11 protein-coding genes are annotated in these 14,478 nt (G+C 67.1%); 5 read left to right on the forward strand and 6 right to left on the reverse strand.

The genetic code is table 11. From position 1 onward, the window contains the following. The first annotated feature begins 84 nt into the window (after positions 1–84). The 5 genes from ACW17W_RS10980 to ACW17W_RS11000 all read left to right on the forward strand — a co-directional run bounded on the left by ACW17W_RS10980 (position 85) and on the right by ACW17W_RS11000 (position 8,639). Positions 85–1,236 (forward strand): efflux RND transporter periplasmic adaptor subunit, encoded by a 1,152-nt coding sequence (locus tag ACW17W_RS10980; RefSeq protein WP_492076906.1) that lies wholly within the window; start codon positions 85–87, stop codon positions 1,234–1,236. 2 nt (positions 1,237–1,238) lie between these two features. Beyond that, on the forward strand, positions 1,239–4,403 hold the full coding sequence (locus ACW17W_RS10985; RefSeq protein ID WP_492076907.1) for an efflux RND transporter permease subunit: 3,165 nt from the start codon (positions 1,239–1,241) through the stop codon (positions 4,401–4,403). 177 nt (positions 4,404–4,580) lie between these two features. Further along, positions 4,581–6,380 carry an alpha-amylase family glycosyl hydrolase gene (locus tag ACW17W_RS10990; RefSeq protein WP_492076908.1) on the forward strand — a complete coding sequence of 600 codons (1,800 nt, stop codon included), beginning with the start codon at positions 4,581–4,583 and terminating at the stop codon, positions 6,378–6,380. After that, positions 6,377–7,366 carry an ROK family protein gene (locus ACW17W_RS10995; protein ID WP_492076909.1) on the forward strand — a complete coding sequence of 330 codons (990 nt, stop codon included), beginning with the start codon at positions 6,377–6,379 and terminating at the stop codon, positions 7,364–7,366. Before ACW17W_RS10990 ends, ACW17W_RS10995 begins: the two co-directional genes overlap by 4 nt. Further along, complete coding sequence (locus ACW17W_RS11000) at positions 7,341–8,639, forward strand: MFS transporter (RefSeq protein WP_492076910.1); 1,299 nt, start codon at positions 7,341–7,343, stop codon at positions 8,637–8,639. The genes ACW17W_RS10995 and ACW17W_RS11000 overlap by 26 nt, the downstream gene beginning before the upstream one ends. A 50-nt stretch (positions 8,640–8,689) precedes the next feature. Here the strand turns inward: ACW17W_RS11000 and ACW17W_RS11005 are convergent, their stop codons facing one another. The 6 genes from ACW17W_RS11005 to ACW17W_RS11030 all read right to left on the reverse strand — a co-directional run bounded on the left by ACW17W_RS11005 (position 8,690) and on the right by ACW17W_RS11030 (position 14,383). Then, on the reverse strand, positions 8,690–9,706 hold the full coding sequence (locus tag ACW17W_RS11005; RefSeq protein ID WP_492076911.1) for a LacI family DNA-binding transcriptional regulator: 1,017 nt from the start codon (positions 9,704–9,706) through the stop codon (positions 8,690–8,692). Between the two features lie 125 nt (positions 9,707–9,831). Further along, positions 9,832–12,306, reverse strand: coding sequence for a TonB-dependent receptor domain-containing protein (locus ACW17W_RS11010; RefSeq protein ID WP_492076912.1), 2,475 nt, complete (start codon positions 12,304–12,306; stop codon positions 9,832–9,834). Positions 12,307–12,660: 354 nt separating this feature from the next. Further along, a complete protein-coding gene (locus tag ACW17W_RS11015; RefSeq protein ID WP_492076913.1) occupies positions 12,661–12,840 on the reverse strand; it encodes a hypothetical protein in 180 nt (59 codons plus the stop codon). A gap of 52 nt (positions 12,841–12,892) precedes the next feature. Next, positions 12,893–13,264: a hypothetical protein gene (locus ACW17W_RS11020; RefSeq protein WP_492076914.1), complete on the reverse strand. Its 372-nt coding sequence runs from the start codon at positions 13,262–13,264 to the stop codon at positions 12,893–12,895. Between the two features lie 162 nt (positions 13,265–13,426). After that, a complete protein-coding gene (locus ACW17W_RS11025; protein WP_492076915.1) occupies positions 13,427–14,107 on the reverse strand; it encodes a hypothetical protein in 681 nt (226 codons plus the stop codon). Positions 14,108–14,170: 63 nt separating this feature from the next. Continuing rightward, the gene (locus ACW17W_RS11030) at positions 14,171–14,383 is read right to left on the reverse strand and encodes a beta/gamma crystallin family protein (RefSeq protein WP_492076916.1); all 213 of its coding nucleotides are present in this window, start codon (positions 14,381–14,383) and stop codon (positions 14,171–14,173) included. Positions 14,384–14,478: the final 95 nt, after the last annotated feature.

Here is a 14,478-nt window from a genome sequence, read left to right on the forward strand (position 1 = left end):
CGGCCCTTCCTGAGCCCTGCGCGTGGCGCACATGCCGCGCGTCCTGAACTCTGGGCCCGGCCGTGCGCCGGGCGAGGATCGATCATGACCTTGAAGAAACACTGGCTGATGAGCGGCGCCGCCGTCGTCATCGCCCTGGGCGCGGGCTTCGGCGGCGCCCGACTTATGGAGCGCCCGCCCGCCGAGGCCGACCACGCAGAGGCGGACGGCCACGCCGACCCATCCGCCGAGGCGGCTTTCGTCGCCCTGACGCCCCAGGCGGCCGCGCGGGCCGGCGTCTCCGTCGTCGCCGTTCAGCGGGGCGGCGGGGCCGAGCTGAAACTGCCGGGCCGGGTCGCCTTCGCGCCCGGCGCCGAGGCGGTCGTGGACGCCCCTCTGGGCGGCGCCGTGGTGCGGGTCCACGTCGGCCTGGGCGATCGCGTGGCCGCCGGTTCGCCGCTGATCACCGTGCGCAGCCCGGACGGCGCAGCTTCCCGCGCCGACGCCGACGCGGCCAGGGCGACGGTCGAGGCGGCCCACGCGGCCGAACGCCGCGACCGCACCCTGTTCGAACAGGGCTGGGTCTCCCAGGCCCGGCTGGACGTCACCACCGCCGAGACCCGCCGCGCCGAGGCCCAGCATCGCGCCGCCCGCGCCCGCGTCGGCGCTTTCGGCGCGCCGGGCTCCGACGGCCTGACGGTGGTCCGCAGTCCCATCGCCGGCGTCGTCACCCGCCTGAGCGCCGCGCCGGGCCAGGTGCTGCACGAAGAGGCGTTGCAGGTCGCCGCCGTCGCCGATCCGGGGCGCGTCGAACTGCTGTTCGAGGCGCCGCCCGCCGCCGCCGCCGTCCTGAAGGTCGGCGACAGGCTGGAAAGCACGGTCGCCGGGTCGCGCGTCGTGTCGGGCGTCGTCATCGCCATCGCCCCCGCCAATGCGAACGGCGTCGTCATCGTTCGCGCCCGCCCGTCGGGCGACGCGCCGCCGGCGGGATCCGTCGTCTCGGCCCGCGTCTCGGCCGGCGCCGGGACAGGAACGCCCGTCGCGCCGCTGGACGCGGTGCAGACCCTAGAGGGCGGGCCGTCCGTCTTCGTGCAGGAGAATGGAGGGTTCCGCGCCCGGCCTGTCGTGACCGGCCGAACATCCGATGGTCGCATCGAGATCGTGTCCGGCCTGTCCGGCGCCGAGCGTATCGCCGGCGCCGGGGCCTTCCTGCTCAAGGCCGAACTGGCCAAGGGCGAAGCCGGGCACGGACACTGATCATGCTGAACCGGATCATCGACGCCTCCGTGCGTTTCCGCTGGCTGGTCGTCGGACTGGCCGTGGTGCTGGCCATCCTGGGCGGACGCGAACTGCTGCACCTGCCCATCGACGCCGTGCCCGACATCACCAACCGTCAGGTGCAGATCACCACCGTCGCCCCGGCCCTGGGGCCAGAGGAGGTCGAACGCCAGGTCACCTACCCGCTGGAGACCGCGCTGGCAGGCCTGCCGGGTCTTACAGAGACGCGGTCCCTGTCGCGCCACGGCTTTTCCCAGATCACCGCCGTCTTCACCGATGCGACGGACATCTATTTCGCGCGCAACCTGGTCAACGAACGGCTGCTGGCGGCGCGCGAGGACCTGCCCGCAGGGCTTTCGCCGTCGATGGGGCCGGTCGTGACGGGCCTGGGCGAGGTCTATATCTGGACGCTGGAACTGACCGGCCCGGCGGCGCGGCCCGGCGCCGCCTATGTCACGCCCGAGGGCGAACGTCTGGTCTCCGATCAGGAGAAGGCGACCTATCTCCGCACGATCCAGGACTGGCTCGTCGCCCCCCAGCTGAAGACCGTTCCCGGCGTCGCCGGCGTGGACGTGCTGGGCGGCTATGTGAAGGAGTATGCGGTCCATCCCGACCCCGGTCGCCTCGCGGCCTACGGCGTGGGTCTGGTGCAGCTGGTCGAGGCGCTGGAGCACGCCAATCGCATCGCCGGCGCAGGCTACGTCAACCGCGCGGGAGAAGCCTACATCGTCCGCGCCGACGCCCGGCTGAAAAGTCTGGACGATCTGGCCCAGACGCCCATCCTCAATCGCGGCGGCCAGGTGATCCGCGTCTCCGACGTCGCGACGGTCGAGATCGGCCGCGCTCCCCGCCTGGGCTCGGCCAGCGCCGATGGCCGCGAGACCGTGGTCGGCACGGCCCTGATGCTGCAGGGCGAGAACTCGCGCGAGGTGGCCCGCCGCGTCGGCGCACGTCTCGAGGAAATCACGCCCAGCCTGCCCCCCGGGGTGCGCCTGCGGCCTGAACTGGACCGGACCGAACTGGTCGAGGCGACCGTCCGCACCGTTGAGCACAATCTGCTGCTGGGCGCCCTGCTGGTCGTCGCCGTGCTGTTCTTCGCCCTGGGCAATGTCAGGGCGGCGATCATCACCGCCCTGGTCATTCCGCTCAGCTTCCTGTTCGCCGCCTCGGCGATGAACCGGTTCGGCATCAGCGCCAATCTGCTCAGCCTCGGCGCGCTCGACTTCGGCCTGATCGTCGACGGGGCCGTGGTGGTGATCGAGAACACCCTGCGCCGGCTCGGCCTCAAGAGCGCAGAGACGGGGCGCGCCCTCACGACCGCCGAACGTCTGTCCGTCGCTGCGGCCTCGGCGCGTGAGATGGCCCGGCCGGCCGCCTTCGGCCAGGCGATCATCCTGCTGGTCTACGCCCCCCTGCTGATGTTCGAAGGCGTGGAGGGCAAGATGTTCGGCCCGATGGCCGCGACCGTGATGCTGGCCCTGGCCGCCGCCTTCGTCCTCAGCTTCACCTTCGTGCCGGCCATGGCGGCCCTGCTGGTCAGGGAGCCCAGGGCGGATCACGAGGAGACGCGCCTGACACGCGCGGCCAAGGCCCGCTATCAACCGCTGCTGAAACGAGCCATCGGCCGGCCCCGGCTGGTGCTGACGGGCGCGGGGATCGCCCTGATCGCGGGTCTGGTCGCCTTCCTGACCCTGGGTCGCGAGTTCGTGCCCCAACTCGACGAGGGCGACGTGCTGGTCCAGGCCCTGCGTGTCCCCTCGACCTCGCTGGAACAGAGCCAGGCGATGCAGTTCCAGGTCGAACGCACGCTGAAGGCCATGCCGCAGGTCGAGCGGGTCTTCACCCGGACAGGCACCGCCGAGGTCGCGTCGGACCCCATGCCGCCGTCGATCTCGGACACCTTCGTCATCCTGAAGGACCGCCGCGACTGGCCTGAACCGGGACTGGCCAAGGCCGATCTGGTGGCGGACATGGAGGAACGGCTGTCGAGCCTGCTGGGCAACAACTACGAGTTCACCCAGCCCATCGAGATGCGGTTCAACGAGTTGATCGCCGGGGTCCGGTCGGACGTGGCGGTCATGATCTATGGCGACGATTTCGCCGCCATGGACCGCACGGCCCAGCAGGTAGCCGGCGTGTTGAACGGCATCGAGGGCGCGGCCGATGTGCGGGTCGAACAGGTGTCGGGCCAGCCGACCATCACCGCCAGCGTCGATCGCACCGTGGCGGCGGCGCAGGGCGTCCATGCGTCCGACGCCGCCGACGCCCTGGCCATCGCCTTCGCCGGCCGCTCCGCCGGTCAGGTCAACGAGGGCGATCGACGCTTCGACGTCGTCGTGAGGCTGGACGACGCCTTGCGCGCAGATCCCACGGTCATGGAGCAACTGCCGGTCATGCCGGAAAACGCCCAGGCCGGCGCCCCGACCGTGCCCCTGTCCTCGGTCGCCCGTTTCGACGTGGCCGAGGGGCCGAACCAGATCAGTCGCGCCAACGGAAAGCGTCGCATGATCGTCCAGGCCAATGTGCGCGGTCGCGACCTGGGCGGTTTCGTCGCCGAGGCGCAGGCCAGGGTCGCCGCCCAGGTCCAGCCGCCGCCGTCCGGCTGGATCGACTGGGGCGGACAGTTCGAGAACCTGCAGCGGGCCTCGGCCCGCCTGGCCCTGATCGTGCCCCTCGTCTTCCTGACCATCGGCGGCCTGCTGGTCCTGGCCCTGCGGTCGTGGAAGGACGCGGCCCTGGTGTTCGCCGGCGTGCCCCTGGCCCTGGTCGGGGGGGCGCTGGCGCTGGCGCTGCGAGGCATGCCGCTGTCGATCAGTGCGGCGGTCGGCTTCATCGCCGTGTCAGGCGTCGCGACCCTGAACGGCCTGGTGCTGATGCAGGCCATTCGCCAACGCCTGACGGACGGCGACCCGCCGGGCGAGGCCGCGCTTCACGGAGCCGTCAGCCGTCTGCGCGCCGTCCTGACCACGGCCCTGGTCGCGGTGCTGGGGTTCGTGCCCATGGCGTTCGCGGCGGGGGCGGGGGCCGAGGTGCAGAAGCCGTTGGCCACGGTCGTCATCGGCGGGCTGACCACCGCGACGGTGCTCACACTGATCGTCCTGCCCGTCCTTGCGGCGCTGTGGCGAAGGGTTCCGGAGCACGAATGAACCGGAGCGAATGAAGAACGCCCGTGCGAACTTGCCGAACTCGGGAACGTGTCCTGTGGGTCAGGTCATTTGCAATCGATTGCATTTGTCGGTAGTCAGGAGACGCGCCTTGCTTTCGACCGGGACCAAACCGTGCCATTTCCCTCCACGCTCAAACCCCCGCCGTCTGTTGCCGGCGTGACTGACGCCCCCCTGATCCAGGACCGATTCAGCCGCTACTGGCCCGTCCTGGAGGCGCGGATCAGGCGGGTTTACGGGGCGGACGCCGGACGTTTGCTCGAGAGACTGCGGGAGCGACTTCATGAGGCGGCCGAAAGCCGGCCGGAGGCTCTGCAGGCGAGCGATGCAGATCGCTCCAGCCATCCGAACTGGACAGCCCGGTCCGGAAATTCTGTCTACACATTCTACGTCGATCGTTTCGCCACCGATCTGCCAGGCGTTCGACAGCGGCTGGACTATCTGGAGGATCTCGGCGTCCGGTGGCTTCACCCCCTGCCCCTCCTGCGCGCCAGATCCGGCGACAGCGACGGCGGTTTCGCTGTTGCAGACTATCGGCAAGTTGAGCCGCATCTGGGAACAATGGCGGACCTGCGCGGCCTGGCGAGTGATCTGCGGTCCAGAGGGATGGGTCTTTTGCTCGACGTCGTGTGCAACCACACCGCCAGGGAACATCAATGGGCGCAGCAGGCCCTGGATGGCGACCGTGTCTTTCAAGACTACTATCATCTGGTACATGCCCGGGACGAGGTTGAGTTGTGGGAACGCGATCTCGTCGATGTGTTCCCGGACACGGCCCCAGGAAGCTTCACCTATGTCCCGGGCTTCAATGCCCATGTCTGGACGACCTTCTATCCCTTCCAGTGGGACCTGAACTACGCCAATCCCGATGTTTTCTACGAGATGCTGGATGTCCTGATCCATCTCACCGAACAGGGCGTGGATGGGTTCCGGCTCGACAGCGCGCCCTTCCTCTGGAAGCGTGCGGGCACCAACTGCCGCAACCAGCCCGAGGCTTATCTGATCGTGGAAGCCTGGCGCGCAGCCCTTTCGATCGTCGCCCCAGGCGTGGTGCTGCTGGCCGAGGCGATCGAGAGCATCGATGACGTCCTGCCGTTTTTTGGCGACGAAGCCCCGGGGTGCGACCTCGCCTACAACAACGGCGTGATGACCGCGCTATGGGGCGCCCTGGCCGACGAGGACGCGACGATCGCCCGCACGGTTCTGACGGCCGCCGCCGCACGTCCCGACCATGCGGCATGGCTCAACTACGTGCGCTGCCACGACGATCTGATCTGGAACGCCCTGGCGGCCTACGCCCCGCCGGAAGATTTGAAGCGCTGGTCCGACTTCTACGATGGCGAGGGGTTCTCGGACGGGCGGGCGTTCCAGACGGCGGCAGGCGGCGCGCCGTCCACCAATGGCATGGCCGCGGCCCTGGTCGGGCTGGACAAGACTGGAGTCGACCAGGACGAGGCGCTGGCCAGGCTGCTGCTTCTCTATGGCGTCACCTTTGGCCTGGACGGCTGGCCCCTGATCTATATGGGCGATGAAATCGGCCTGGCGAACGATCCGGAATGGGACACGGATCCTGACCGGAAGGGGGATGGGCGATGGCTGCATCGGCCGACGATGGACTGGAACCGCGCAAAGGATCACCGTTCCGCAGGATCAACGGCATCCAGGATATTCTCGTCAATCCGACGCCTCGCGGACGCCGCAGCGACGCTCGATCGCATGGACGTGAGCGGCCGGGCCGAGCCGCTTGACCTGGGCGTTTCAGCGGTCCTGGCGTTCCAGCGTGGGGGCGGGACGTCGTCCTTGCTGGTTGTCGCCAACCTGTCGCCGAAACAAGAGCGCGCGCCGCTGCCGCTTCGGTTCTCTCGAGGCGCTGTCGACCTCCTGACGGGACGGGTGCAGCAGGAAGGCTTGATTGCGCTCGCCCCCTACGAAGTGGTCTGGCTGGTCGTGTCGTCATGAGCCTGGTCGCGGGAATCGAATTCGGCGGCACAAAGGTTGTGGTCGGGTTCGGCACGGGCCCCGACGATCTGTCGACGCTTGTGAGGATCAAAACCACCACGCCCCGGGAAACCCTGGGCTTGGTCATTGAGCGCCTGACCGGACTGCAACAGACCCGAGGCCTGACCGCGATCGGTATCGCCAGCTTCGGCCCGGTCAGGCTTGATCGGACGGCGGCTGACTGGGGTCATATCCTCCCCACGCCCAAGCCGGGCTGGACGGGCGCCGACCTCGTCAGCCCTTTCGCGCGGTTCGGAGTTCCGATCGCCCTGGACACGGACGTCGCCGGAGCGGCCCTGGCAGAGGGCCGTTGGGGCGCAGCGCGAGGGCTTGCCGACCATGCCTATGTCACCGTGGGCACCGGCGTGGGCGTGGGCGTGATCTGTAACGGGCGGCCCGTTCACGGTGCGATGCATCCCGAGGCCGGCCATATCCCGGTCAGCCGCGACGCGGCGCGCGACGCCTTTCCGGGCGCCTGCCCGTTTCATGGCGACTGCCTGGAAGGACTCGTGTCCGGGCCCGCGATCGCAAAAAGGCTGGGAAGGGCGGGCGAAACCGTCGCGCCATCTGATCCCGTCTGGGGTCTTGTCGCCGACTACCTCGCACAGCTGGCTGCCACACTGACCTTTGTGACCGCGCCCGAGCGGATCATCATCGGCGGCGGGGTGGCGTCGAACCCTCACCTTTTGCCGCTTGTCCGCGCCGCGCTGAAACTGCGGCTGGGGGGCTACCTCCCCGCTCTGGACGACGACCTGGCACTGGACGCCTATCTCGTGGCGCCGATGCTCGGCGAGCGTGCAGGCGTTCTGGGGGCGATCGCACTCGCCCGGGACCTGATGCGCGACATCGACCATCAATCGAGGCCTGAAAAGACGGCGGGCGCACCTGCGTTCGACCCTCGGCCCCTGGAGGAAATCCGAGATGACGACCACGCCGGCAAGGGCTGACACTCCCCCCGATACCCGCCTGATCAAGGCGCTGACCTATCTGATGTTCATGATGTTCGCCATGACGACCGATGCGGTCGGGGTGATCATCCCGCAGGTCATCAAGGAATTCGGTCTGGGCATGACAGCGGGTGGCGCGTTTCACTACGCGACCATGAGCGGAATCGCCCTGGCGGGTCTGGCTCTGGGCTTCCTTGCCGACCGCATGGGACGAAAGCCGGCCATCATCGTGGGGCTGGGGCTGTTCGCCGGCTCGGCATTCCTGTTCTCGGTGGGCCGCAGTTTCGAGTTCTTCATCGTCCTGCTGTTCATATCGGGAGCCGCGATCGGCGTGTTCAAGACCGCCGCCCTGGCCTTGATCGGCGACATCTCGACGTCCACTCGCTCCCACACGTCGACGATGAACACGGTTGAGGGCTTTTTCGGCGTCGGCGCCATCGTCGGCCCCGCGATCGTGGCCGCCCTGCTCGCGGGCGGCGCCTCGTGGAAATGGCTCTATGTCATCGCCGGCGCCCTGGCCGTCGGCCTGATCCTGACGGCCCTGTTGGTTCGCTATCCGAAGACGGTCAGGACGTCCGCGCCACCGGCTGACCTGAAGGCGACAGTCGGCATGATGCGTGACCCCTATGCGCTCGCCTTCAGCCTCGGCACGATGCTGTATGTCGGCGTGGAGACGGCTATCTATGTCTGGATGCCGACCTTGCTGGCCGGCTATGACGGTCCGGCGATCCTGGTCGCCACCTATGCCCTGTCGATCTTCTTCGTGCTCAGGGCCGCAGGCCGTTTCCTCGGCGCCTGGATGCTGAACCGCTTCCGCTGGACGACGGTGCTCGCAGCGTCCAGCCTGATGATCTTTATCTGTTTCCTGGGGGCGGCCCTGCTGGGGCGTGCCGCTGCGGTCTGGCTGCTGCCCCTGTCGGGCCTGTTCATGTCGGTGATCTATCCGACCTTGAACTCGAAGGGCATCAGTTGCTTTGCCAAGGCCCAGCACGGTGCAGTGGCGGGCGTCATCCTGTTTTTCACCTGCGTCAGCGCCGTCCTGTCACCCCTGGCGATGGGCGCGGTCAGTGACGTATTCGGCGGCGCTCAATACGGGTTCGTCCTCGCGACCGTCCTGGCGGGCGTTCTGTTCGTGGCTCTGGCGGTCAATATGGTGAAGCAGCCGGCCAGGGCGCGCCTGGCCCGGTTCGACGACAGCCAGTACGGTCTCGACGCCCCGGACAAGGCTGAGGCGCTCGCTGTCCAACCGAGGTCCGATCGCGCTCCAGTTTGAGTCTGGACCTTTTCTTCCTCAGGTCGATCCGACCTGAGGAAGAAAAGGGTCTAGGGCGCTGAATCGCGAACGATCAATCTCGGTTCAAGGACCACCGATCCGGTGGTCTCTCCGGCCAGACGGCGCATGAGCAGATCGACCATCGCCAGGGCTCCGGCGCCGATGTCCTGGCGGATCGTTGTCAGGGCCGGAGCGGCGTGAATGGCGATCTCGAGATCGTCATAGCCGACCACGGCGACGTCGCCTGGAACGGACAGGCCGCGTTCTGTCAGGGCGCGGATAGCGGCCATGGCGACGATGTCGGTGGCCGCCACGACCCCATCCAGACGCGCACCGCTGTCGAGAAATTGGCCGATCGTTTCATAGGCCGTCTGCGGAGTAAGATGAACGGGGAGAAGATGCTCAGGCGACTGCACACCCGCCTGGCCATGCGCCTGCAGGAAGCCTTCGTAGCGCTCACCCAGCTCGGGAAAATCCGGATTGCCGAAGAAGGCCAGCCGCCGGCGTCCGGCGTCCAGAAGATGCCGCGTCGCCATTTCACCGCCTTTGCGATTGTCCGTCCCCACGGTGCATTGGACACGGTCCGGAAAGGCGGCGCCCCAGACCACCAGCGGCGCATATCGGCTGGCGACAGCCTCGATCGTTTCGATCTGGTCGGATTGGCCAATGATCAGAACCCCGTCAACCCGTCCGGAATCCGTCATCCGGCCCAGCCAGTCGGCGCTGGACGGGATGACACGGGAGAGCAAAAGGTCGTACCCGCGCGAGGTCAATGCGTCCGCCAGATGCCCCAGCAGGGTGATGAAGAAGGGGTCGGACACCGGTTGTCCGACTTCATGGCCGAGGGGCAGGATCACGGCAATCGCCTGCGTCCGGCCGGTGCGCAGGTTGCGGCCGACAACATTGGGCTGATACCCGTGCTCGCGCGCAAGAGCGTTGACGCGGTCCCGGGTCGCCTGCCTGATCGCCGGATTGTCCGCGAGGGCGCGAGAGACGGTGGATGTCGACAGACCGGCCAGGCGTGCGAGATCAGCCAGGCTTCCAACGGTTTTCTGCGGCGACGACATGGGTCTGGAATGGAGGCTGGAGCGGCCTTCGTCAAACGCTCGAAAAAAGAAAGGCGCGACCCGAGAAATCTCGGGCCGCGCCAGTCGCCGGATCGCCGTTCAGGAAGGGGCGGTTCCGGGGAAACCTAGAAGGCGTAGCGAAGCGTCACGCTGGCGGTACGGCCGTTAAGTGTGCGGGCGCGCAGGATGTTGGTGGCGTTCGCAGCTATCGAACCCTCCTCGCTCTCGGTCACGGCGAACTCGTCAAAGACGTTGTTCACATTAAGCGCCAGCGACAGGTCTTCAGTGAGGTCATAGTTTGCGAAGGGATTGACGATCACATAGCCGGGCAGGACCAGGAGATTGTCAAACTGGGCATAGGACTCGCTGGTTCCGACCACATTGGCGCCGAAACGCAGGGCCCCCAGGCTGTAGGCGGCCGTGCCCTGGAAGACCCAGTCGGCCTGCCGACGCGGCGTATTGCCGACATTGGCGGGGTTCAGGCGGTCGGCGGTGATCTCCGCATTGGTCCAGGTCACGCCGCCCGAGAGATCGAACCCGCCGTTGCGATAGAAGCCCTCGACCTCAATCCCCTTCGCCTCGTATTCGGCGTCGGTGAAGGTTTGGCTGGTCGCCTCGAAGTTGGTCTCCTCGGTCCGCGCGAGGAAGGCTGTGGCGAAGACCGACAAGGGCCCGCTGCGATAGCGCACGCCGGCTTCATATTGATCGACCATATCGACAGCCGCATCATCACTGCGGATGGCGCCTGAGGCCAGGATCGACGGACCGAACAGCAGGCGGTCGGCATTGGCGCGGCCCCCGCGGCTGGCCCGGCCGAACACGGCCAGATCTTCACTCACGCGATAGTTGGCGCCGACCGAATAGGACCAGTAGCTCCAGTCATAGTCGACCGGACGGGTGTTGGCGAAATCAATCAACGAGACCTGGGTTTCAGGCCGCTGGACCGTACCGTCGCCGGAGATGTCCCGCGTCGCAACGAGCCCGTCGGCATAGGCGCCGGTGGCGGCGCCGGAGTCATAGCGCACCGAGCCGTCAAGGATCAGGTCGCCCGCCTCCCAGCTCAGGGCGACATAGGGGGCGTTGATTTCATAGTCGACGTCATAAGAGCGTCGGCAGCAGTTTCCGAAGAAGGTCGCACCATATCCAACCAGACCGTTCTGGGTCTGTTTTACGCCCGTGGCGCTGAACACATCCACCAGCGCAGCGTTGTCGCCCTTCACCTCCACCAGGAAGCTGTTCCACAGCCAGTCCATATCGATGCTCTGGCTCGAGCGGTAGTAGCCGAACGTGGTGTTCAGCGTCCCGCCGCCCACCGCAAACTCCCGTTCCAGCTTCAGGTCGTTGGCCATATTGCCGAAGTCGTTGATGTCGACATCGAACAGAACGATCTGGGCCAGCAGGCCGTTGCCGTTTGCGTTGGCAGGCACGAGCTGGCCGGCGTTCGCGCCATTGGCATAGCGGGCGACCGCACCCGCGCCACCAATGCCGGCGGCAATGGCCGTGGTTGATCCTGTTCCGGCGGTGAACGGCGAGACAAAGCCGCCGGTCGCATCGGCAATCCGGAACTTGTTGGTCAGGGCCCAGCCCGATCCCAGATCGAAACTGGCTTCCACGCCGGCCGAGAGCACTTCGGGGTGCATCCCGTCGGCAATGTCAGAGACCCGTGCGCCATTGGCGCCATCGAGGCCGGGACTGTTACGGAACAGCGTCGAATGAAGCGTCTGGGTCGCAGCGTCATAGCCGGGCAGCGGGCCCCAGTTGGGATCGCTGTTCGTGCCCGTGACCTGGATCGGCGACGGCAGATAGCCAATGGCGCGGTCGTTCAGGTACCTGGCGCTGAGCCGCAGATAGCCGTTATCAAATTCGCGGGTGATCGAGGCGCGCAACTGGCCGCCTTTCTCGCCCGTATAGCCGGCGTCCCGCGCGCCTTCGCCGGTCCGGTAAAAGCCACCGATGGAGCCGTAGGTGGTGTCGGACAGGGCGCCGCCGTACTGGAAGTCGCCCCGGGTCGTGTCAAAGTCCAGACCGCGGGTCAGGGCCACACTGCCGCCTTCCTGCTTGCCGGTCTGGGTGATCAGGTTGATCACCCCGCCGGGGGAGTTGGAGGCGAAGGTCGAGGCCGACCCGCCCCTGACCGCCTGCACCCGGGCCACCGTGCCGTCATAGCGGGTGAAGATGTCGGCATTGCCGAAGGCGATGTCGCCGAACTCGAGAATCGGCAGACCGTCTTCCTGGATCTGCAGGAACTTGGCGCCGCCCGTCGAGATAGGGAGGCCGCGCACGGCGATGTTGGCATTGCCCTCACCGCCCGAGGATTCAGACCGGATGCCGGGAATGCTGCGGAAGATTTCGGCCGTGGAGCGAGGGGCCAGGTCCTCGATGGCTTCGGCATTCAGGGTCGTCACCGAGACCGAGGAGCGCAGGGTCGTGCTTGATCCGGCGACCGCCGTCACGACGATTTCATCAACGGCCGTGACATCACTGTCCGGCTGGGTCGCGGCTGGCGACAATGCAGGCTGGACCTGTTGCGCCAATGCCGGGGTCGAGGCCAGCACACAGGCGATGGCCGCCAGACTGACGCGAATTTCCGTTTGTCTCATCTGTTCTTCCCTCCGGGACCTCTGCAGTGGATCCTCTCGAGCGTCACGGTTAGGGCACAATGCAATCGATTGCAACAATCGATTGCGATGTCGGAGAGGCGCTGACCCTTTAGCCCGGCCCGGCCGTGTAGCCCCAGCAGCATCACCCATCTTGCTGAGCACGAAGACGTAGAATTTGCCGTCCGCCATCGGCAGTCTGGGCGCCGCCATTCCGAGATCGCGAAATTAGATCGCCGCCGTGTTCAGGGCCCGCTTGGCGTCGGCGATCTGTGGATAGTCCAACTTGACGCCGCGAGCGCTCCGTTCCGCCGCAGACGCCGTGACTGAGACAGGCTGCGGCCGGACCTTGCCCTCCTACTGCACGTCGACATAGTCGATGACTTCGAATGGAGCGCTGTCCTTCCTGGTCCGCAAGGCGTCGGCTGCGTGACGGTCCCAGGTCAGGGTGGTCAGCTTCGCCATCATCCCGGCCATGGCGGTTCCGGGGTCCTGAGATGCGATCGCCAGGCGGGCGCGCGCGGCGGCATAGGCCATGGCCGCCGACAGAAGCGCCCTTCGCGATAGTTCAGCATCGGATACTCTCCGGTCAGGGGGTCCGGGCCTGAACGGCGGCCGCGATAGCGGGATCGCGACGAAGAAGGGCGCCGCTCCAGCGGTCGAGCGGCGTGCCGTCGCAGTAGGACCAGAAGCCGATGAACGACTGGCGGTCGCGGGGGAAATGGAACTGGAACCGGCCCCAGTAATGCGATCCCTCCCGCGCGGCCTCGCAGCGCTGCCCGGACATGGGCTGACGCCAGTAGCCTTCGATCCGGTCGATGCCATCCGGTCCGTCGCTCCCGGCCTCCCGAACGCCCTCGAACCGCCCCTGGCCCATGGCGTATCGGCCTGCTGCGCCCTGGGCGTCCCAACGATCGAAGATGAGGTCCTCGTGGTCGGTAGCGTATATGCGGCCGATCATCACGGGCTCAAAGTCGGTGGCCTTGATTTCAATTTCGAGGGGCGGGAGAGGACCGGAGACCGGATCCCCTCCCTCTCCTGACGCGGCCGCTCCCCAGCCTCTCCGCCGGGGGTGACCGTTGCGGCGGGGCCCGCTTCCCGCCCATCCTCGCCTGAAGATCGGTCACAGCCGGTCAGGGCCAGGACCAGGACGAAGGCCCGGCCTCGGCGCGCCGGGGGGTGATGAGGCGCCGGCGCCCGCCTGAACCGATTGTGCGGACTGACCTTCTAGCCCGGCCAACCGGGCGTTGACCGCCGCTTCGATCGTAGGGTCGCGCCGGACAAAGGACCCGTTCCATCGGTCCAGTGGCGTTCCGTCGCAATGCGACCAGAATCCCAGATAGCCGTCGTCCCGGCGCATGAAGTTGAACTGGATACGGCCCCAGTAGTAGGTGCCGTTCCTGGCGCTGCCGCAGCGCTGGGCCGAGGTTTCCTGATACCAGTAACCCTCCACGGTGTCGTAGCCGCTGGTCTGGTCGCCTGCCGGCGCCACGGTTCCCTCGAACACGCCGCTGTCCGTCTCGCCGAGGCCCTTGAACCTGCCGGAGGCACCCTCGCGATCAAAGCGCTCCAGGACCATTTCACCGAAGTCGGTGTTATAGATCCTGCCGATCAGCTCGGGTCGGTAGTCGACCCGGTATGTCGGCCCGGCCGGCGCCTGCGCGCCCTGCCCGGCATCCGCGCCGCTGCTCGTTCCCGACATCGCCGTGCCGCCTGGCGCCCCGACGGTTTCCTCGCCGGCTGCACCCCAATCGCTTGGGCCGAGATAGCGGACGGAGGAAACCCTTGCGTTCCAGTCGCCCATATCGCTGACCTGGCCCTGGACCACGCGACACCCGCCGGCGTAAGCGGCGTCCAGACAGACTTCCTACCGCCCTTCAGCGATCAGGCTGCGGGCCTTGTCCCCGAACTGCATGGTCGACAGATTGGTTGTGCTTCGCGTCAAACGAACCGACTGGCCGGAAAAGCCGGCCTCATCATACAGGCGCAGGGCTGCAATGTTCTGGGCAGCCGCATTGGAGGCCATCGCCCCGGCAAGGACAAGTCCGATCACTGCCGGCGTCTTCAGAGCCATCATCATGGTCAGTTCCTTTCAATCCTGGTCTCATCATCAGGCACGGGAACCGGCGGATGAGGCGGACATGAACGCCGCATCAATTTTCTGATCCCGTCGGC

This window comes from Brevundimonas sp. FV1ye29L, from assembly GCF_058681095.1.

Excerpts from the sequence above, each read along its gene's own strand:
- ACW17W_RS11000 (WP_492076910.1), top strand. The coding sequence starts at position 7,341 with ATGACGACCACGCCGGCAAGGGCTGACACTCCCCCCGATACCCGCCTG.
- ACW17W_RS10995 (WP_492076909.1), top strand. The coding sequence starts at position 6,377 with ATGAGCCTGGTCGCGGGAATCGAATTCGGCGGCACAAAGGTTGTGGTC.
- ACW17W_RS11005 (WP_492076911.1), bottom strand. The coding sequence starts at position 9,706 with ATGTCGTCGCCGCAGAAAACCGTTGGAAGCCTGGCTGATCTCGCACGC.
- ACW17W_RS11025 (WP_492076915.1), bottom strand. The coding sequence starts at position 14,107 with ATGGGCGACTGGAACGCAAGGGTTTCCTCCGTCCGCTATCTCGGCCCA.
- ACW17W_RS11010 (WP_492076912.1), bottom strand. The coding sequence starts at position 12,306 with ATGAGACAAACGGAAATTCGCGTCAGTCTGGCGGCCATCGCCTGTGTG.
- ACW17W_RS11020 (WP_492076914.1), bottom strand. The coding sequence starts at position 13,264 with ATGATCGGCCGCATATACGCTACCGACCACGAGGACCTCATCTTCGAT.
- ACW17W_RS11030 (WP_492076916.1), bottom strand. The coding sequence starts at position 14,383 with ATGATGATGGCTCTGAAGACGCCGGCAGTGATCGGACTTGTCCTTGCC.
- ACW17W_RS10980 (WP_492076906.1), top strand. The coding sequence starts at position 85 with ATGACCTTGAAGAAACACTGGCTGATGAGCGGCGCCGCCGTCGTCATC.
- ACW17W_RS11015 (WP_492076913.1), bottom strand. The coding sequence starts at position 12,840 with ATGGCCTATGCCGCCGCGCGCGCCCGCCTGGCGATCGCATCTCAGGAC.
- ACW17W_RS10985 (WP_492076907.1), top strand. The coding sequence starts at position 1,239 with ATGCTGAACCGGATCATCGACGCCTCCGTGCGTTTCCGCTGGCTGGTC.